The 19140-nt window shown below is 70.8% G+C and carries 23 protein-coding genes; 17 read left to right on the top strand and 6 right to left on the bottom strand.

Annotated features, from left to right (window positions below):
- Window positions 1-75: 75 nt before the first annotated feature.
- The 3 genes from ACFY3D_RS26160 to ACFY3D_RS26150 form a co-directional block, all read right to left on the bottom strand.
- Window positions 76-444 (bottom strand): DUF2203 domain-containing protein, encoded by a 369-nt coding sequence (locus ACFY3D_RS26160; protein WP_389983666.1) that lies wholly within the window; start codon window positions 442-444, stop codon window positions 76-78.
- 73 nt (window positions 445-517) lie between these two features.
- The gene (locus ACFY3D_RS26155; RefSeq protein ID WP_389983663.1) at window positions 518-1360 is read right to left on the bottom strand and encodes an amidohydrolase family protein; all 843 of its coding nucleotides are present in this window, start codon (window positions 1358-1360) and stop codon (window positions 518-520) included.
- Window positions 1361-1581: 221 nt separating this feature from the next.
- Window positions 1582-2946: a cation:dicarboxylate symporter family transporter gene (locus tag ACFY3D_RS26150; RefSeq protein ID WP_389983660.1), complete on the bottom strand. Its 1365-nt coding sequence runs from the start codon at window positions 2944-2946 to the stop codon at window positions 1582-1584.
- Window positions 2947-3034: 88 nt separating this feature from the next.
- On the opposite strand from ACFY3D_RS26150, the gene ACFY3D_RS26145 reads away from it, so the two are divergent.
- Window positions 3035-4708, top strand: a complete 1674-nt coding sequence (locus tag ACFY3D_RS26145; RefSeq protein ID WP_389983657.1) for an ATP-binding protein — start codon at window positions 3035-3037, stop codon at window positions 4706-4708.
- Window positions 4705-5376, top strand: coding sequence for a response regulator (locus ACFY3D_RS26140; RefSeq protein ID WP_350948370.1), 672 nt, complete (start codon window positions 4705-4707; stop codon window positions 5374-5376). The genes ACFY3D_RS26145 and ACFY3D_RS26140 overlap by 4 nt, the downstream gene beginning before the upstream one ends.
- A 37-nt stretch (window positions 5377-5413) precedes the next feature.
- Here the strand turns inward: ACFY3D_RS26140 and ACFY3D_RS26135 are convergent, their stop codons facing one another.
- Both ACFY3D_RS26135 and ACFY3D_RS26130 read right to left on the bottom strand, forming a co-directional pair.
- Window positions 5414-5641, bottom strand: coding sequence for an HGxxPAAW family protein (locus tag ACFY3D_RS26135; RefSeq protein ID WP_350948369.1), 228 nt, complete (start codon window positions 5639-5641; stop codon window positions 5414-5416).
- A complete protein-coding gene (locus ACFY3D_RS26130) occupies window positions 5596-6117 on the bottom strand; it encodes a MarR family winged helix-turn-helix transcriptional regulator (protein WP_350948458.1) in 522 nt (173 codons plus the stop codon). Before ACFY3D_RS26130 ends, ACFY3D_RS26135 begins: the two co-directional genes overlap by 46 nt.
- Before the next feature lie 88 nt (window positions 6118-6205).
- Here ACFY3D_RS26130 and ACFY3D_RS26125 point away from each other — a divergent pair, with 88 nt between their 5' ends.
- From ACFY3D_RS26125 to ACFY3D_RS26055, 15 genes are all read left to right on the top strand, one after another.
- On the top strand, window positions 6206-6388 hold the full coding sequence (locus ACFY3D_RS26125; RefSeq protein WP_350948368.1) for a hypothetical protein: 183 nt from the start codon (window positions 6206-6208) through the stop codon (window positions 6386-6388).
- 141 nt (window positions 6389-6529) lie between these two features.
- The gene (locus ACFY3D_RS26120; protein ID WP_350967627.1) at window positions 6530-6733 is read left to right on the top strand and encodes a DUF5302 domain-containing protein; all 204 of its coding nucleotides are present in this window, start codon (window positions 6530-6532) and stop codon (window positions 6731-6733) included.
- Window positions 6734-6884: 151 nt separating this feature from the next.
- Complete coding sequence (locus ACFY3D_RS26115) at window positions 6885-7325, top strand: type II toxin-antitoxin system PemK/MazF family toxin (RefSeq protein ID WP_350948366.1); 441 nt, start codon at window positions 6885-6887, stop codon at window positions 7323-7325.
- Window positions 7326-7352: 27 nt separating this feature from the next.
- Entirely contained in the window at window positions 7353-7895 is a 543-nt protein-coding gene (locus tag ACFY3D_RS26110) for an RNA 2'-phosphotransferase (RefSeq protein ID WP_389983652.1), read from the top strand.
- Between the two features lie 428 nt (window positions 7896-8323).
- Window positions 8324-9085: a DeoR/GlpR family DNA-binding transcription regulator gene (locus ACFY3D_RS26105; RefSeq protein ID WP_350948364.1), complete on the top strand. Its 762-nt coding sequence runs from the start codon at window positions 8324-8326 to the stop codon at window positions 9083-9085.
- 97 nt (window positions 9086-9182) lie between these two features.
- On the top strand, window positions 9183-10124 hold the full coding sequence (gene pfkB, locus ACFY3D_RS26100; RefSeq protein ID WP_389983649.1) for a 1-phosphofructokinase: 942 nt from the start codon (window positions 9183-9185) through the stop codon (window positions 10122-10124).
- A gap of 65 nt (window positions 10125-10189) precedes the next feature.
- Window positions 10190-11302, top strand: coding sequence for a PTS mannitol transporter subunit IICB (locus ACFY3D_RS26095; protein ID WP_362897203.1), 1113 nt, complete (start codon window positions 10190-10192; stop codon window positions 11300-11302).
- Between the two features lie 3 nt (window positions 11303-11305).
- A complete protein-coding gene (locus ACFY3D_RS26090) occupies window positions 11306-11614 on the top strand; it encodes a PTS lactose transporter subunit IIB (protein ID WP_350948361.1) in 309 nt (102 codons plus the stop codon).
- Entirely contained in the window at window positions 11607-12065 is a 459-nt protein-coding gene (locus tag ACFY3D_RS26085; RefSeq protein WP_350948360.1) for a PTS sugar transporter subunit IIA, read from the top strand. Before ACFY3D_RS26090 ends, ACFY3D_RS26085 begins: the two co-directional genes overlap by 8 nt.
- Window positions 12062-13093 carry a zinc-dependent dehydrogenase gene (locus ACFY3D_RS26080; RefSeq protein ID WP_389983645.1) on the top strand — a complete coding sequence of 344 codons (1032 nt, stop codon included), beginning with the start codon at window positions 12062-12064 and terminating at the stop codon, window positions 13091-13093. Before ACFY3D_RS26085 ends, ACFY3D_RS26080 begins: the two co-directional genes overlap by 4 nt.
- Window positions 13094-13219: 126 nt before the next feature.
- Window positions 13220-13504, top strand: coding sequence for an HPr family phosphocarrier protein (locus tag ACFY3D_RS26075; RefSeq protein WP_362516059.1), 285 nt, complete (start codon window positions 13220-13222; stop codon window positions 13502-13504).
- On the top strand, window positions 13497-15179 hold the full coding sequence (gene ptsP, locus ACFY3D_RS26070; protein WP_362897205.1) for a phosphoenolpyruvate--protein phosphotransferase: 1683 nt from the start codon (window positions 13497-13499) through the stop codon (window positions 15177-15179). Before ACFY3D_RS26075 ends, ptsP begins: the two co-directional genes overlap by 8 nt.
- 259 nt (window positions 15180-15438) lie before the next feature.
- Complete coding sequence (locus tag ACFY3D_RS26065) at window positions 15439-16206, top strand: DUF3152 domain-containing protein (protein WP_362922629.1); 768 nt, start codon at window positions 15439-15441, stop codon at window positions 16204-16206.
- A gap of 244 nt (window positions 16207-16450) precedes the next feature.
- Window positions 16451-17500 carry an NAD-dependent epimerase/dehydratase family protein gene (locus tag ACFY3D_RS26060; protein WP_389983639.1) on the top strand — a complete coding sequence of 350 codons (1050 nt, stop codon included), beginning with the start codon at window positions 16451-16453 and terminating at the stop codon, window positions 17498-17500.
- Window positions 17501-17597: 97 nt separating this feature from the next.
- Window positions 17598-18536, top strand: coding sequence for a DUF72 domain-containing protein (locus ACFY3D_RS26055; RefSeq protein WP_389983636.1), 939 nt, complete (start codon window positions 17598-17600; stop codon window positions 18534-18536).
- Window positions 18537-18610: 74 nt separating this feature from the next.
- On the opposite strand, the gene ACFY3D_RS26050 is transcribed toward ACFY3D_RS26055, so the two are convergent.
- The gene (locus ACFY3D_RS26050; protein WP_350948354.1) at window positions 18611-18883 is read right to left on the bottom strand and encodes a WhiB family transcriptional regulator; all 273 of its coding nucleotides are present in this window, start codon (window positions 18881-18883) and stop codon (window positions 18611-18613) included.
- Between the last annotated feature and the right edge of the window lie 257 nt (window positions 18884-19140).

The following is a 19140-nucleotide window of genomic DNA, read 5'->3' as shown; positions in this document are numbered from 1 at the left end:
CCGAAGCGCAGCCCGCGCTTCGGTGACACCGTGACGGACCTTCCGGGCGGTAACGCCCGGATTACTGATATCCGACTATGGAATCAGTAACGGTCTGCGACCGGCGAAGCCGAGTTCTTCTCGGTGGTACCACGCCAGCTCGCGGTCCCCTTCCAGCCAGCACAGCCGCACCCGCACCCCGTCGAGCACCGAGGGGAAGTCGACCAGCAGGGGCGCGACGCCCTTGACCTCGATACCCCGCTCCTCGAACCAGCCGAGGATCTCCTCCAGCCTGGCCTCGAATGCCTTCGCCTCCGCCAGGCCACCGGCCTGCGACGTCCCGGTGCTGCGGAGCTCGTGCGCGAGCTCCGCCAACTCCCCCCGCATCGCCACGAACGCGGCGGCCCGCTCCAGCAGCACGGGCATGAGCGCCCGCGCCTCCTCAACGGTGAAGATCTTGTCCACCCTCGCACGCTAGCGCGTCCCCTGCCGGAACGCGGCGAGGCAACCGGCTCCGAGGTGAGCGGCGAAGACCGGATCAGGCCTCGATGCCGTAGAAGCGCGCCGCGGTACCGCCGAGGATCGCCTCCCTGCCGGCCTCGTCGAGCCCCGAGAGCAGCACGCCGGTCTCCTGCCAGACCTTGGCGTAGTCGCCCGCGAGGACGGCCACCGGCCAGTCGCTGCCGAACATCAGCCGCTCGGGGCCGAACACCTCAAGCGCGTGGTCGACGTAGGGGCGGAGGTCCTCGGCGGTCCAGGTCTCCGGATCGGCGGCGGTGTTGAGACCGGACACCTTGCCGTACACGTTGGGGTGCTCGGCGGCGCGGGCGATCAGCGACGCCCACGGCTCCCACCCCTTCTCCCTGATCGGCGGCTTGGACAGGTGGTCGATGACCAGCCGCAGCCCGGGGACGCGCTCGGCGAGGAACGGCACGTGCTCCAGGTGCCTGGGCAGCACGGCGACCACGTCGAACGGCAGCCCCGCCGCGGCGAGCAGGCCCAGACTCTCGATCACCGTGTCCTGGACGACCCAGTCGGGGTCGGGGTCGTCGTGGATGAGGTGCCTCACCCCGGCGAACCTCGGATGCCTGCCGTAACGCTCCAGCGCCTCCGCCGCCTCGTCCGGCCGGTTCAGCGGCACCCACCCCACCACGGCGGCGATGAAGTCGTGGGCGTCCGCCTGCGCCAGCATCGCGTCGGTGTCGGCGTAGGTGTCGGCGGCCTGGACCAGCACGGTCCGCTGCACACCGGCGGCGGCGAGCTGCGGGACGAGTTCCTCGGGGGCGAAGGTGCGGTAGAGCGGCCCCGCCTCCGGCGTCAGCCAGGGGTAGGAGCCCGTCTCCAGATTCCAGAAGTGCTGGTGGGCATCGATGACGGCCATCCACCGCTCCCCTTCGATTTCGTGATCAGTCGTCTGAGCCTGCTCAAACTAGGACGACGTGACAAGGGTGTCAACGCCGCCGGATCCGCGGGAACCGGCCGACGGCGATCACTTCGACAGGCGCGTCCTCACACGTACGGGCCGGTGGCGGTCGCTCCCCCGAGCAGAGCGTCCACCACCGGCCCGTGCGCCCTTCGGAGGGTCGCCCGTCGTTACGCCGGCTACGCCGGGGTCAGGGCCTGGTCGTCCGGGCGCGCGGAGGACGGCGAGGGCGGCGAGGCGTCCTCACCCTCGTTGTCGTCGTCGAGGAGGGTCGTCTCGTCGAACGGCACCCTGCCCGCCAGGACCTCGGCCGCGCGCTGCCGGTCGAACTCTCCCGTCCAGGTGCCGATCAGGACGGTGGCGACCGCGTTGCCCGCGAAGTTGGTCAGCGCCCGCGCCTCGGACATGAAGCGGTCGATGCCGACGATGAGGCCGACGCCGTCGACCAGGTCGGGGCGGTGGGACTGCAGGCCGCCCGCGAGGGTGGCCAGACCCGCACCGGTGACCCCGGCCGCGCCCTTCGACGCGATGATCATGAACACCAGCAGGGAGACCTGCTCACCGAAGGCGAGCGGGGCACCGGTGGCGCTCGCGACGAACAGCGTGGCCATGGTGAGGTAGATGGCGGTGCCGTCCAGGTTGAAGGAGTACCCGGTCGGCACGGTGATGCCGACGACGGGCTTGCTCACGCCGAGGTGCTCCATCTTGGCGATCAGGCGGGGCAGGGCCGACTCCGACGACGAGGTCGACAGGATCAGCAGGAACTCCCGGCCGAGATAGCGCAGCAGCGGGAACAGCCCGACGCGCGCCACGAGCCAAAGCATCGGCCCGAGGATGACGAACACGAAGAGCACGCAGGTCAGGTAGAAGGCGAGCATGATGACGCCGAGGCTCCTGAGCGCGTCCATGCCGGTGGCTCCGACGACCGCGGCTATCGCGCCGAAGGCGCCGACCGGGGCGGCCCACATGATCATGGCGAGGATACGGAAGACGAGCCGCTGGATGTGCGTGATGCCGTTCAGGATGGGCTTGGCGCGCTCGCCCATCGCCTGCAGGGCGAACCCGGCGAGCAGCGCGACGAGGAGGGTCTGCAGCACCTGCCCCCCGGTGAACGCCGACACCAGCGTGGTGGGGATGATCCCGAGCAGGAACGTGGTCGTGTCGGTCTCACCGCCCTTGACCGCTTCCGCCTCGGCGGCCTTGCGCAGTTCGTCGGTGAGCTGCAGGCCGTGGCCGGGGTCGACCAGGTTGCCCACGAGCAGGCCGATGCCCAGCGCGACGGTCGACATCGCGACGAAGTAGCCGAGCGCGAGGCCTCCGACCCTGCCGACCTTGGCGGCCTTGGTGACCGATCCGACGCCGAGGACGATGGTGCAGAAGATGATCGGGCTGATCATCATCTTGATCAGGGCGACGAAGGCGGCGCCGAGCGGCTTCAGTGCGATGCCGACGTCGGGGGCCGCGAAGCCGATCGCGATGCCGGCGATCACAGCGATGATGACGGCTATGTACAGGTAGTGTGTTCTATCTCGGGCCGCGCTCATGCGTGCTCCACCGCGCTAGAAGGAAAGTCCGGTCGAGCGACTATGGTCCGGGCCTGTGATCTAAGTCACCCTTGCGTACATTTCGTTCGTGAACTTGCGGAAATTTCCCAGACGCATGCGCGACTGGAGCCTCGCCCGGCAGATGCTGGTGCTCCAGATCGTCGTGGTAGGCGTCACCGTGGCCGGTGGCGCTCTGCTGGCGTTCCTGCAGGTCCGTGACCTGCTCGTCGAGGAGGCCGTCGGCACCGCCAGGGCGGTGACCATCAGCGTGGCCGACTCCCCCTCCGTCCTCACCCACCTGGGCGACTCCGCGGCCCTGCAGCCGTACGCGGAACGGGTGAGACGGGAGACGGGGGTCGACTTCGTCACGATCATGAGTCTCGACGGCGTGCGCTACACGCATCCCGACCCTGCCCGGATCGGCCACCGCTTCCTCGGCCACACCGCGCCCGCCCTCGCGGGACAGGTGTTCACCGAGACCTACACCGGCACGCTCGGTCCCTCGGTCCGTGCCGTCGCCCCGGTCCGCGACGCCCGCGGCGAGGTGAAAGCCCTGGTCAGCGCGGGCATCACCATCAGCAAGATCAGCGTCAGGCTCCGCGGGCAGATCGCCGGCGCCGCGCTGACCGGTCTGCTCGGCCTGTCCGTCGGCGGAGCGGGCACCTACCTGGTCGGTGCCCGGCTGCGTCGCCAGACCCACGGGATGGGCCCCGCCGAGCTGAGCCGGATGTACGAGTACCACGACGCGATCCTGCACGCCGTACGGGAAGGACTGCTGCTCGTCGACGAGGCGGGCACGGTGACGCTCTGCAACGACGGCGCCAGGGAACTCCTGGGCCTGACGGGCGAGGTGAGCGGCAGGCACATCGGCCGGCTGGGCCTTCCCCTCTCGCTGAGCGAGCGCCTCTCGGCGGGTGAGAACCGTAGCGACGAGATCCACATGACCGGAGAGCGGACGCTGGTGGTGAACGTCGCGGTGGTCCGCTCCGGCAACCGCTCGCTCGGCACCGTGGTCACTCTTCGCGACCACACGGAGCTGCAGTCCCTGACCGGGCAGCTCGATGCCGAGCGCGGCTTCGCCGACTCCCTGCGGGCCGCCGCGCACGAGTCGGCGAACCGGCTGCACACGGTCATCACCCTCGTCGAGCTGGGCCGCGCCGAGCAGGCGGTGGCGTTCGCGACCGAGGAGATCAAGGCCGCGCAGCAGCTCACGGACCGGGTGGTGGGCGCCGTGCGCGAACCCGTACTCGCCGCGCTGTTGCTGGGCAAGAGCGCCGAGGCCGGGGAACGGGGAGTGGAGCTGGCGATCACGCCGGACAGCGAGCTCGACGACCTCGGCCTGGACACCCGCGACCTGGTGACGATCGTCGGCAACCTGATAGACAATGCGGCGGACGCGGCCATGTCGGGCACCGGGCCCGCGCGGGTGGAGGTGCGGCTGCGCGCCGACGAGACGACCTTCGTGATCAGCGTGGCGGACAGCGGCCAGGGCCTCGACCCGGCGACGGCTCGGGATGCCTTCCGCCGGGGCTGGACCACCAAGGGCGACGGCCGCGGCCTCGGCCTGGCCATGGTCGGTCAGGCGGTCCGCCGCATGGGCGGGACGATCGAGGTCGGCGGGACCGGCGAGCCGGACCCGGCCGTGGAAACCGTCCGCGCGCTCGCGGGCGAGGACGAGCGGGACGCCGGAAGTACGGCGGAGAGCGGGACGGGCGCGGTGTTCACCGTGCGGCTGCCACTGCGAGGGAAGGGCGTCTCATGATCTCGGTACTGGTCGTCGAGGACGAGGAGATCACCGCCGAGGCGAACCGGGTCTTCGTGGAGCGGGTGCCCGGCTTCAGGGTGGAGGCGGTGGTCAGGTCCGGTGGCGACGCGTTGCGCTTCCTGCGGCGACATCCCGTCGATCTCATCCTGCTCGACCTCTACCTGCCGGACATGCACGGACTGGAGGTGTGCCGGGCGCTGCGGGCTGCGGGCGTGATGTCGGACGTCATCGCGGTCACCTCGGCGCGGGACCTGTCGGTGGTCAGGTCGGCGGTCTCCGTCGGCGTGGCCCAGTATCTGCTCAAGCCGTTCACCTTCGCCTCGCTGAACGAGAAGCTCGTCCGCTACGCGGAGTTCCGGTCGTCGGTGGAGGGCGTGGGAGAGGCGAACGGTCAGGGCGAGGTGGACCGCGCGCTGGCGGCACTGCGGGGTCCGACGCAGAGCCTCCTTCCCAAGGGGATGACGCAGGCCACGCTCGACGCCGTGCTGGCGGAGCTGCGCAAGGCGCCCGGCGGCCTGTCGGCCCAGACCGCCGGGGCGGCGATCGGCGTCTCCCGGGTGACCGCCCGCCGCTACCTGGAGCATCTGACGGAGAACGGGATCACGCACCGGGTCCCCCAGTACGGCGGACTCGGACGACCCGAGCTGCTCTACCGGATCACTTGAGATCCCGCCGGGCGGGGAGGCACCGCAGGAGGCCTGATCAGCCGTTGCTCTGGTCCATCGGCACGCGGGGCGCGTCGATGATGACGTCGGAGAAGATGTCGACCATCAGGGCGATCACACCGCCCACCGCGACGATCCCGGCCCCCACCCAGAAGAACGTCCAGTTGGGGCCGAGGCACAGGGCGACGCCCCCCACGGTGAACCCCAGCAGGATGACGATCACCGCGAACCACGACTTGGGGCTTCCCCCGTGACTTCCGGCCATGAGCCTTTCCTCTCCCTGTCCTGTGACTCTTCGTGAGTCGGTGATGCCGCGCCGTCCGCCGCGGCGATCAGCCGTGTCAGCGACCGGTGGAGCTCCTGGAGCTCCTCCACGGTCATCCCCAGACGCTTGACGATCGCCGGCGGAACCTTCTCCGCCTCGCCCCGTAGCCCGCTGCCCTCCGGTGTGAGCGAGACGGCCAGGACACGCTGGTCCTGGCTGTCACGCCGCCTCCGGATGTAACCGACGGCCTCGAGACGCTTCAGCAGCGGGGACAGCGTACCGGGGTCGAGTCTCAGTAGCTCGCTCAGCTCCTTGACCGAGAGCGGTGCCCGCTCCCAGAGGGCGAGCATGACCAGATACTGGGGATGGGTGAGCCCCATCGGCTCCAGCAGGGGCCGGTAGAGACCGATGACGTTGCGCGAGGCGATCGCCAGGGCGAAGCACACCTGACGGTCCAGGCTCAGGGGATCGGCCATGTCACTCACGTGCGCCTCCAAGCGACATAGTACAATAATTGGTACACAAACGATTATCGCCCCAACCATCGGTGAGCAAAGGACCCCCATGTTTCACAGCAGGCCGATCGAGGAGCGGATCGCCGAGCGCCAGGCCAAGCGTCCCACCCTCAAGGAGGGCCGGCATTTCGAGCACGGCCCGGCCAAGTTCGTCTTCGTCTTCGTGATCGTCTTCGTGGTCGTCGGCCACCTCGCCGGCCTGCTGCTGATGATGGCTCTGGGAATGCACTGACCCGTGCGCCGGCGGAGCTCGCGGCACATGCCCTTCCTCTCAGAGCCGAAGCCAGGGGCCTGCACGCCGAGGGGGTCCGGATGAGAGGATGATGATCCTGTTGGTCGGGGTTGGACCGCCCGATAGATCAGGAGGTCTGTAATGTCTGACGTCACGCCGGAACCCGAAGGTTCCGAGAGTTCCGACGACGAGCTGAAGCGCAAGTTCCGCGAGGCACTGGAGCGCAAGAAGCTCGCCCAGGCGGACGCGGGCTCCGGGGGCAAGGGGAAGAACTCCTCGAAGATCCACGGTGCTCACGGCCCGGCTGCGGCCAAGCGCTCCTTCCGGCGCAAGAGCGGCGGCTGAGCCGTCTTCGCACCAGGTCCAGGATGAGGGCACCCGCCCACCCGGACCTCGGCCGCCCGCCGGCATCGCGGCCGGCGGGCGGCGCGCTTTCCCGCCACCGGCTCCGGGTGCCCCCTTGGAAGCGGCCGCAGTCTGCCGTTAAGCTGTGCGCGTGCGTGATCTTGGCGAGGACCCCCGACCGGCCCGAGGCGCGGTCAGCGAGGTCCACCGCGTCGACCGAACCGCGACCCTGCACTACTCCCCCGACCTCGACGGGCTCGCCGACCCCGGCGAGATCGTCTGGGCATGGGTCCCCTACGAGGAGGATCCGAACCGGGGCAAGGACCGGCCCCTGCTGGTCGTCGGCCGCCACGGGCGCAAGCTGCTCGCACTGATGCTGACCAGCCGGGCCGGCGGCGACCCCGACGACTACCTGGAGCTCGGCCCCGGCCAGTGGGACCGGGAGAACCGGGTCTCCTACCTGCGCCTGGATCGGATCTTCAGTCTCGCCGAGGGCGACATCCGGCGTGAGGGCTCCATCCTCGACGGCGCGCGCTTCGCCCGCGTGGCCGCCGTCCTCAAGCGCACCCACGGCTGGGCCGCCGACGGCTGAGCCCACCCCACCCGGAGACCCGTATCCATGGACGACAAGCGGCTGGTTCGAGTCTCCAGATATCTCTCCCAGCACCTCAGGCACCAGCCAGAGCGCATCGGGCTCGCCCTCGGCCCGCAGGGCTGGGTGGACATCGAAGCCCTGCTGGCCGCCGCCGCGCGGCACGGTTTCGCGATCACCCGTGAGGAGCTCGCGCGGGTGGTCGCGGGCAACGACAAGCGGCGCTTCAGCATCGAGGGCGACCGGATCCGCGCCAACCAGGGCCACACGGTCGACGTCGACCTGGGCCTTCCCGCGGTCGAACCGCCCGAGATCCTCTTTCACGGCACGGTGGGCGCGCACGTGGGCGCCATCCGGCAGGAGGGCCTGCGGCCGATGGATCGGCACGCCGTGCACCTGTCCCCCGACCGGGAGACCGCGACCCGGGTGGGCGCGCGCCGGGGCAGGCCGGTCGTGCTGGTCGTCCGCGCGGGAGAGATGCACCGGGCGGGTCACGAGTTCCGGGTGAGCGCCAACGGCGTCTGGCTGGCCGCCCACGTGCCGCCCGCCCACATCTCGTTTCCCGGCTGAGGGACTTCCCGCGACCGGCTGAGGGACTTCCCTCGGCCGAGCCCCCGCGACGGCCCCGGACCTCCCCCGCCGGGGAGTCCGGGGCATTCTCGATCTTTGCCGAAGATCCCCGGAGTTCCTCGAAACTCCCCGGATCCCTCCTGAGACGCGTCTTTCGCGCCGGAAGAGCCAGTGGCGCGCTTCACCTCGCCGTCGGCGAGAAGCCCGGATCGGCCTCACTTCACACCAAGAGCCACAGTGATTCCAACGTGTTCCCAAATATGGGCCAAACCGTGACCCCACCCCCGCCCGACCCCTCGGTTTACCGGTAAATACCTGGGTTTTTTTATGGTCATGCTGTGTTAGCCGGGAGGTAGCCCATTGACGTTCCAACACATTCGGGTGTAAATAAAGCTGAAACAACACGGAAACGGTGGTGAATCAACAGCATGTACGCCGAGGAGCGGCAACAGGAGATTCTGCGCCGGGCGCGGGCCGTCGGACGGGTGGACGTGGTGACGCTGGCGGAGGAGTTCGCCGTCACCACGGAGACCATCCGGCGCGACCTGACCGCGCTGGAGCGCTCCGGGATGCTGCGACGCGTGCACGGCGGAGCGATCCTGGTCGAGCGGCTGGGGTTCGAGCCCGAGCTGGCCGCCCGCGACGAGGTGATGATCGCGGAGAAGGAACGCATCGCGAAGGCGGCGCTCGCCGAGCTCCCCGACGACGGCGCGATCATCATCGACGCCGGTTCGACCACCGGCAGGCTGGTGCAGGCACTTCCGGTCGATCGGGAGCTGACCGTGATCGTGAACTCACCGCCGCTGGCGACGGCGATGGCCACCCGCCCCAACCTGACGGTGATCATGCTGGGCGGCCGGGTCCGCGGGCGGACCCTGGCCACCGTCGACGACTGGGCACTGCGCCCTCTCGCCGACCTGCACGTGGACGTGGCGTTCATGGCCGCCAACGGCTGCTCGGTGGCCAAGGGGCTGACGACACCCGACCCGGCCGAGGCCGCCATCAAGCGGGCGATGATCGACGCGGCGCAGCGGTGCGTGTTGCTCGCCGACCACACCAAGTTCCCCAACACCTACCTGGCGCGTTTCGCCTCGATCCAGGAGATCGACGTGGTGATCAGTGACACCGGGCTCGATTCCGGGGTCGCGGCCGAGATGGCCGCAGCGGGCCCGGAGGTGATCCGGGCGTGATCCTCCCCTCCCCCTCGCTCACCGCCAGGACCTCGCAGGTGACCGTCCCCGCCCCCCTCGGCACCCGCCGGAACCGTACGACCAAGGTGGTCCCGGCATGATCGTCACTTTGACCCTCAACCCCAGCCTGGACCGCACGATCGAGGTCGGGTCGATGACCCGCGGGGCCGTCATCCGCGCCGCCGCCACCCACCTCGACCCCGGCGGCAAGGGCGTCAACGTCTCCCGCGCGCTGCTGGCCAACCAGGTCCGCTCGTGCGCGGTCGTCCCCTTCGGCGGCGACGAGGGCCGCCGACTGGTGAGCCTGCTCTCGGCCGAGGGCATCGAGATGATCACCGTCCCCGTCGGCGGGGCCACCCGGTCCAATGTCGCGCTGGCCGAGCCCGACGGCACGGTCACCAAGATCAACGAACCGGGGACGGCCCTGTCGCCGACCGAACTCGACACCATCGCCGAGGCGGTGCTCGGCGCGGCCAGCTCCGCGGACTGGGTGGTCGCCTCGGGCAGCCTCCCGCCCGAGGTGCCCGCCGACGTCTACGCCCGCCTGTGCGAGCGGTTCAGCGGCGCGGGCATCAACGTCGCGGTCGACACCAGCGGACCCGCGTTCGTCTCGGCGCTCGCCGAGGCTCCCGCCCTGGTCAAACCCAACCGGGAGGAGCTGGCCGAGGCCACGGGGATCGTCATCTCGTCCCTGGGCGACGCCATCAAGGCCGCGGAGAACCTGCGGTCGCGAGGCGCGGGCACCGTCCTGGCCAGTCTGGGCGCCGACGGCGCGATCCTGCTGCAGGACGACCAGATCTGGCACGGCCAGTGCCCGGTGGCCGAACCACGCAGCACCGTCGGTGCCGGCGACGCCATGCTCGCGGGCTTCCTCGCGGGCGGGGCGCGAGGCGAGCGCGCACTGGTGGAGGCGCTGGCCTGGGCGACCGCCGCGGTCGGGCTACCGGGAAGCCGGATGCCATCCCCACACCACATCCATCGTGACGACGTGAGCGTCACCGGAGCCGATCCCACCCTGCCGCTGCGGCCCGAGGGCTGACAGCGGCACAGATCCACCCCCCAGGTCGGCCTAACCGCCGACCGCCCCGGAAGGAGCAGAACCACATGAGTGAATACACCCCAACTGTCACAGGAACCGGGGCGCGAGCAGTTATTCAGCGTTTCGGCGGATACCTCGCCGGGATGATCATGCCGAACATCGGCGCGTTCATCGCCTGGGGCCTGATCACCGCCCTGTTCATCCCCACCGGCTGGCTGCCCAACGAGGACTTCGCCACCCTGGTCGGGCCGATCGTCACGACGCTGCTGCCGGTCCTGATCGGCTACACCGGCGGTCGGATGGTCCACGGCCAGCGCGGCGCCGTGGTCGGCGCCGTCGCCACCATGGGCATCGTCGCCGGTGCGGAAAGCCCGATGTTCCTCGGCGCGATGATCATCGGTCCGCTCACCGCGTACCTCCTGAAGCTGTTCGACGGACTCATCGCCGACCGCGTCAAGGCCGGCTTCGAGATGCTGGTGGACAACTTCAGCGCCGGCATCATCGGCGGCGCCATGGCCCTGGTCGGACTCAAGGCCATCGGCCCCGTCGTCGCCTCGATCACCGCGGTCGCGAGTGACGCGGTCGCCTGGCTGATCAACAACAACCTGCTGCCGATCGCCTCGATCGTCATCGAGCCCGCCAAGGTGCTCTTCCTCAACAACGCCATCAACCACGGCGTGATGGGCCCGCTGGGCATCGCCCAGGCGGCCGAGGACGGCAAGTCGATCCTGTTCATGCTGGAGTCGAACCCCGGCCCCGGCCTCGGCCTGCTGCTCGCCTTCATGTTCTTCGGCCCCCGCGCGCTGCGTCCCAGCACCCCCGCCGCGATCATCATCCACTTCTTCGGCGGCATCCACGAGATCTACTTCCCCTACGTGCTCATGAAGCCCCGGCTGATCCTCGCGGTCATCGCCGGTGGCGCCACGGGCGTCCTGGTCTTCCTCATGACCGGGGCCGGGCTGGTGGCCACGCCGTCGCCCGGCAGCATCTTCGCCTTCCTCGCGGTGACCCCCAGGGGTGGACTGTTCGGCACCATCGCCGGCGTCGCCGCCGCCACGCTCGTCTCCTTCGCCGTCGCGGCGGCGCTCCTCGGCTTCGGGCGCGGCAAGGACGACAGTGAGGAGAGTGGGGAGAGCGTCGAAGAGCCGCAGACCGCACCCACCGTCAAGGAGGCCTAATCGATGGCCAGCATCGAGAGCAAGGACATCCACAAGATCGTCGTCGCCTGCGACGCGGGAATGGGCAGCAGCGTCATGCTCGCCAGCCAGCTCCGTAAGCAGCTGAAGCCGCAGAACATCGCGGTGGAGCACACCCCGGTCAACACGATCCCCGCCGATGCCGACGTGGTGCTCTGCCACGCCGGACTGGCGAGCCGGGCCCGGGCCGGAGCCCCGGACAAGGTGCTGATCCCGTTCCAGGTCTTCATCGGAGACCCCGCGGTGACCAAGCTGGTCAGCACGATCAAGAGCGGCGGCACCGTCAATGCCTGAGACGGCACCGTTGCCGCTGGACCCACGCGCCATCCGGCTGGCGGCCTCGGCCGCCGGCCGGGACGACGCGATCCTGCAGTGCGGAGAGGCCCTGCTCGCCGTCGGCGCGGTGGAGAGCGAGTACATCGACACCATGCTCGAACGGGAGCGGTCGATCTCCACCTACGTCGGCGAGGGGGTCGCCATCCCGCACGGCACCCTGGCCGGCAAGGACGCGGTCCTGTACGACGCCATCAGCTTCGTGCGCTTCCCCGAGGGCGTCGACTGGGACGGCGAGCAGGTGACAGTGTGCATCGGCATCGCCGCCAAGGGTGACGGCCACGTGCGGCTGCTCGCCGAACTCGCCCAGATCCTGATGGATCCCGACCAGGCCCGGGCCCTTCGCGAGGCGACGGAAGTCGCCGAGGTGGTCCGGCTGCTGCAACCGAACGAAGAGGACGAAGCACAGTGAAGGTCGCCCGTTTCTACGCCCCCGGCGACATCCGCGTCGAGGAGGCGCCGGAACCCGTCACCGGACCAGGCGAGATCAAGATACGCGTGCGCAACTGCTCGACCTGCGGCACCGACGCGAAGATCCTCAAGCACGGCCACCACCACATCCACCCGCCCAGGGTGATGGGGCACGAGATCGCCGGCGAGGTGGTCGAGGCCGTCGACGCCGGCGAGTGGGCCCCGGGTGACCGGGTGCAGGTGATCGCCGCGATCCCCTGCGGTACGTGCCCGGAGTGCCGCCGGGGCCGGATGACCGTCTGCCCGAACCAGGAGTCGATGGGCTACCACTACGACGGTGGTTTCGCCGAGTACATGATCATCCCGGCGAAGGTCCTCGCGGTCAACGGCGTCAACCGCATTCCCGACGAGATCGGTTTCGCCGAGGCGTCGGTGGCCGAGCCGCTGGCCTGCGTGCTCAACGGCCAGGAGCTGGCCCGCGTGGGCGAGGGCGACGACGTGGTGATCATGGGCTCCGGCCCGATCGGCTGCCTGCACGTGCGGCTGGCTCGGGCGCGGGGCGCGGCACGCGTCTTCCTCGTCGACATCAACGCCGGGCGGCTGGAGATGGCCGCCAGGCTGGTCCACCCGGACGCGGTCGTCCACGGTGAGGACGTCGTCGAGCAGGTGCTCAAACTGACCGAGGGCAGAGGGGCCGACGTCGTCATCACCGCCGCCGCCGCCGGCGCGGCCCAGGAGCAGGCGCTGCAGATGGTCGCCCGCCAGGGGCGGATCAGCTTCTTCGGCGGCCTGCCCAAGGACAACCCGATCATCCGGTGCGACTCCAACCTGGTCCACTACCGGGAGCTGACCATCGTCGGCGCCAACGGGTCGAGCCCGGCGCACAACGCCCAGGCTCTGCGGCTGATCGCCGACGGCTCGGTGCCGGTCGCCGACCTGATCACGCATCGGCTGCCGCTCACGGAAGTCCTTGAGGGCATCGACATCGTCAGCAGGGGCGAGGCCATCAAGGTGACCATCGAACCCTGACCGGTGCCGGCCCGCCGGGCCCCTCCCGCCGGACCAGGTGGGAGGGGCCCGGCGCGGAACCGGCACAGGCCCGTCAAGCTCGCACCACTCGCAGAACGCGCACAAAGCGCAGAAGGAGAACCGGAGATGCCGGAGAGGACAGTGGTCGTCGCCTCAAGCACGGGCCTTCACGCCCGGCCCGCGAAGATCTTCGTGCAGGCCGCGGGCAAGCAGGGGGTGCCCGTCCGCATCCGTGTCGGAGAGGGCAAACCCGTACCGGCCAACAGCATGCTCGCCGTACTGGCACTGGGCGCCACGCACGGCACGGAGGTCACGCTCGAGGCGGAGGGACCGGGAGCCGACGAGGCGCTCGACTCCCTCGCCGAACTGCTCGCCCGTGACCTCGACGCCGAAGAGAACTCCCGTGGCTGAGACGCTCAACGGCCTGGGCGTGAGCCCGGGCCGGGCCGCCGGACGGGTCTGCCGGATGGCGGGTCCGCCGGAGCTGCCCGCACCCTCCCCCGTCACCGACGCCGACGCCGAGCTCGCTCTGGCGCTGGACGCGCTGCGGGCCACGGCCGCGGAGCTGGCGGCGCGCGCGGAGAAGGCGCCCGATGCCGACGCGAAGGCGATCCTGGAGGCGCAGTCCTTCATCGCCGACGACCCCGGCCTGCACGAGTCCGTGGAGACGAGCGTCAGGTCGGGCCGGAACGCCGCGCACGCCGTCGACGAGGCCTGCGCCCATCACCGGCGCGCGCTGCTGGAGGCGGGCGGCTACTTCGCCGAACGCGCCGCGGACCTCGACGACATCCGCAACCGGGCCGTGGCGGCGGTGCTGGGCCTGCCCGTCCCCGGGGTGCCCGACCCTGGCCACCCGTTCGTCCTGGTCGCCGGGGATCTCTCCCCCGCCGACACGGTGAACCTGGATCCCGGGTCCGTTCTCGCCCTCGTCACCGAGAAGGGCGGCCCGACGAGCCACACCGCCATCCTCGCCCGCGCCCGCGGCCTGCCCGCCGTGGTCGCCTGCCGGGGAGCCGACGACATCGGCGAGGGAACGTGGATCTCGGTCGACGGCCAGCTGGGCGAGGTGGAGGTCGGCATCGGCGAGGAGGCCGCCACCGCGGTCCAGCGCCGGGCCGAGGAAGACCGCCTCAGGAAGGCCACCAGCCGTGGCCCCGGGCGGACCTCCGACGGCCACCCGGTCAAGCTGCTGCTCAACGTCGGCTCGGCGGCCGACCTCACCCCCTCGGGCCACACCCCTTCCGCGGAGGGGGCCGGGGGATTCGACGCCGAGGGGGTGGGGCTGTTCCGCACGGAGTTCCTCTTCCTGGACCGGCGCGAGGAGCCGACCTACGAGGAGCAGGTGGCCGCCTATGCCGCGGTCCTCCGTGCCGCACCCGGCGGCGGGCACGTCGTGGTCCGTACCCTCGACGCGGGCACGGACAAGCCGCTGCCGTTCCTCGGACTGGCCGAGGAGACCAACCCCGCGCTGGGCATCCGGGGACTTCGGGTCTCCCGGGTCAGGCCGGAGGTGCTCGACACCCAGCTCGACGCCATCGCCGAGGCCGCCCGCGCGACCGGGGCCGAAGCGTGGGTGATGGCACCGATGGTGACGACGGTGGCCGAGGCCGCCGACTTCGCCGCGCGGGCACGCGCCCGGGGCATCGCGCGGGTCGGGGCGATGATCGAGGTTCCCGCCGCCGCGCTGCGCGCCGGACGCCTGCTGGAGGAGCTCGACTTCCTGAGCATCGGCACCAACGACCTGAGCCAGTACACCTTCGCCTCCGACCGTCAGCACGGGGAACTCGCCGACCTGCTCGACCCGTGGCAGGCCGCGCTGCTCCAGCTGATCGCCGACTGCGCGGCGGCCGGACAGGCGGCGGGCAAGCCGGTCGGCGTGTGCGGCGAGGCGGCGGCCGACCCGCTCCTGGCGACGGTCCTGGTCGGGCTGGGGGTCACCAGCCTGTCGATGTCCGCGCCCGGCGTCCCCGCGGTACGGGAGAGTCTGGCCGCCCACTCCCTGGAGCGGTGCCGCGAGAACGCCCGGCTCGCCCTGGCCACCGACGATCCGGGAGAGGCCAGGAAGCTGATCGCCTCGGGCCGGTGAGATCCCGTCCCGTCCAGGGCCGGGCCGCGGTGCCGGCGGCGATCCGTCTGTCGAGTCCACGCGGACCCCGCTGAGTCCGCTCCCCTTTGATCCAACGGCGACCGCATGCGTGCGGTCGCCGTTGGCATGCCGCGAAATGCCCCTGCGCTGGCTGCATATGATGGATTTGCTCCTGATTTGATGAGTTACCTCCAAGGAGCAATAGGGTTTACGGTCTATGTCCAGGAACGAAAAGAGACGTGACCCTAAGACCGTTCTGTTGCTTCTCGCGCTGAGCATCGTGGTCACGTTCACAGCCGGTGGGGCCACGGTGCTGAGCGGTCGCCTCGACCCCGTTCCCGACAGGCCCGCACCTCCCCCCGACGCCGCCCCGCCCGGCATACCGGTGGTTCCCCAGACGCCGACCCCGCCGCCTCAGCCGCAGGACACGGCCGCGCCCCTGTCACCCGCCAAGGAGCCGCTCCTGCTCGCCAACGGCCGCCAGCAGCCGCTGAGGATGAAGGTGCCCCGGGCGGCCAAGGGCCGCTACGCCGTCGCCCCCGGCGAGGCCGCCCCTCCCAAGGGGAGGAAGGGCAAGGTGATCCGGTACATCGTGGAGGTCGAGCGCGGCCTGCCGTTCGAGGCGGAGGAGTTCGCCGCCGAGGTGCACCGGATCCTCAACGACCGGCGCGGCTGGGGATACCGGTTCAAGCGGGTGCCCCGCGGCCCGGCGAGCATCAGGGTCTCCCTGAGCAGCCCGCGGACGACCGACAGGCGATGTCTGCCGATGCGGACCAACGGCATACTCTCCTGCTGGAACGGCGAGCGCGCGGTCATCAACGCGGTTCGCTGGAACAGCGGGGCACGCGGCTACGGCCGCGACGTGGCCTCCTACCGCGAGTACGTGATCAGCCACGAGGTCGGCCACGGTCTCGGCCACGGTCACGTGTCCTGCCCGGGCCGCGGCCGGCGGGCACCGGTGATGCTCCAGCAGACCAAGTCCCTGCACGGCTGCCGTCCCAACCCCTGGCCGTCCCCCCGGCGCTGACCCCGGCCTCGCGCCCGCAGAGGACGAGCACGGCGGGCATCTCGGGCAGGGCGATGGGGGCGATGGGGACACTGACGGACACCCGTGGCGGCGCGATGTCGTGCCCGCCGTGTCCGGCATCGCGCGGGCGACGGATCCCCCACCGGTCCGGCGCGACGGTCACCCAGCGCCGGATCAGCTCCCCGTACGGCAAAGCAGTCACCGGGAGGGGATTCGCCGCCCCCTCCCGGGGCACCCGGTAGGCATGCGAGTAGCAGTGGTGGGCGCGACGGGAAACGTGGGCACGAGCGTGGTGTCCGCCCTCGCGGCCGATCGGAATGTCACATCCATCGTGGGCCTGGCCCGCAGGCGACCCGAGTGGGACCCTCCCAAGACCACCTGGCGGACCGTGGACGTCGCCGGCGGCGACCTGGCGCCGCACCTGGAGGGGACCGACGCGGTCGTCCATCTGGCGTGGCTGTTCCAGCCGACCCGCGACCCCGTGACGACCTGGCGGAACAACGTCCTGGGCAGCATCAGGGTCTTCGACGCCGCCGCGCGGGCGGGTGTCTCCGCGCTCGTGCACACCTCCTCGGTGGGCGCCTACTCCTCGGCGCCCAAGGACCTGACGGTCACCGAGGACTGGCCGACCCACGGCTGGCCCGGCGCCGCCTACGGCCGGGAGAAGGCCTACGTGGAGCGGGTGCTCGACCTGTTCGAGCGCGACCACCCGGACATCAGGGTCGTGCGGCTGCGGCCGGGCTTCATCTTCAAGCGGGAGGCGGCGGTCGGGCAGCGGCGCCTGTTCGGCGGGCCGTTCGTGCCGCAGCGGCTGGTACGGCCGGGCCTGATCCCGTTCGTGCCCGACACCCCCGAACTCCGCTTCCAGACGGTCCACGGCGACGATGTCGGCGAGGCCTACCGGCTCGCGGTCACCCGGCCGGTGTCGGGGGCCTTCAACATCGCCGCCGACCCGGTGATCGAGCCCTCGGTGCTGGCCGAGCTGCTCGGTGCCCGGCTGGTGCCCGTCTCGGGCTGGGCGCTCAGGAGCACCGTCGCCGCGGCCTGGCGGCTGAGGCTGATCCCCGCCTCGCCCGACCTGGTCGATCTGGTGCTCAGGATGCCGATCATGGACACCGGCCGTGCCCGCACCGAACTGGGCTGGCAGCCGCGCCACACGGCGGTGGACGCGATGAGGGAGCTGTTCGAAGGGCTGCGAAGCGCGGAGGGCATGGACACCCCGCCGCTGTCGCCGCGCACCGGAGGTCCCGCACGTCTGGGCGAACTCGTCGGCGGCGTCGGCGGGAGGCCGTAGAACCCGGCGACGGCCCCGCCCTCGGCCGGGAGCCGTCACCGGGCGGAGGAGCGCCGGGAGCGGGAGACGCGCCGGGTCTGTCAGGGAGGACGGGAACATGGGCAGGATCTGTGTGGGCACGGCCTCGTGGACCCACCGCTCACTGCTGGAGTCCGGCTGGTATCCCGAGGACGCCTCCACCCCGGCGAAACGCCTCGCCTACTACGCGACGCGGTTCCCGGTCGTCGAGGTGGACGCCACCTACTACCATCCGCCGTCGCGGAGCACCGTGGAGGCCTGGCGTGACCGCACCCCCGCCGGCTTCACCTTCGACATCAAGGCGTTCTCCATGCTCACCGGGCACCCCACCCGGCCCGCCTCCCTCTACAAGGACCTGCGGGAGAGCCTCGGCGCGCCACAGGGGCGCAACCTCTACCCGAAGGACGTGCCACCGGAGATCCTGGACGAGGTCTGGCGGCGCTTCCTCGACGCGCTGGGCCCGCTGCACGAGGCCGGCAAGCTGGGGGCGGTGCTCTTCCAGTTCCCGCCGTGGTTCCCGATCGGGGAGGGCAACAGGCGCCACATCCTGGAATGCGCCCGGCGCTGCGCACCGATGCGCGTCAGTGTCGAGTTCCGCGACCGCACCTGGATGAGCGAGGAGAACCGCGAGGACACCCTCGCCTTTCTCGCCGGGCACGACCTCGCGTACGTGGGGGTCGACATGCCGCAGGGGCACGCCTCGTCGGTCCCGCCGGTCCTCGCCGCGACCTCCGACCTCGCCGTGGTACGGATGCACGGGCATTCCGACAAGTGGACCAGCAAGAACGTCGACGAGCGCTTCGCGTACCTGTACTCGGAGGAGGAGCTCGCCCGCTGGGCGGCGAGGGTGAAGAAGCTCGCGGAGGGCGCCGAGATCACCCATGTGCTCTTCAACAACTGCTGCGCGGACAACTCCCAGCGCAACGCCGCCCGTTTCCGCGCCCTCGTCGGCGAATCCGGAGACCGTGGCGAGGCCGAGGACCCCGAGGGCGCCGTGAGCCCGGGGAGGCCGCGGTGAACCGGTCGGCTCCGGGCGGACCGGACCGTGCGCCGGGCGGGCGGCGCCGACGGGCCCGTTGACGAGGAAGGCCGCTACCTGACCTGCCGCTTCGCCCTGGTCATGGTGGCCCTGCGCTCCTCCGGGGTGGTGCCTCCCCACACGCCGTACATCTGCTGGGTGTTCAACGCGTACTCCAGGCAACGCCCGCGCACCGGGCACAGGCGGCACACCGCCCTGGCGCGCTCGTACTGCTCACGGCCCGGCCCCTCATAGGACACGGGAAAGAACAGCTCAGGGTCCTCGCTGAGACAGGACGAACGGCGAGACCAGTGGATGATCGGAATGACGTTGCTCTTAACAGGCATGGCGATCCAATTGGGAGTGGGAACGGCTCAGATGTCGGCGTCTCGGATTGAGAACCGCGTGCCCGCTGTAATGGCATTCATACCTTTTAAGCGGAAAAATCAGGCATCCTTGACCGAGGATCTCTCCCTGGCTGAAGGTCCTGGTCGGCGGGCTTCCGGGGCGGATGGATCATCTCCCCGCGCCCGCGGGACGCCGTCCCCGAGCACCGGCTCACGCCTTCCGCCGCCGGGCCGGAGTACGGTTCGCTCCGGCCCGG

Source organism: Streptosporangium sp. NPDC000509 (assembly GCF_042898365.1).
Classification (GTDB): domain Bacteria; phylum Actinomycetota; class Actinomycetes; order Streptosporangiales; family Streptosporangiaceae; genus Streptosporangium.
Note: the sequence above shows the minus strand (reverse complement) of the source record. Positions and strands in the feature narration are given on the sequence as shown.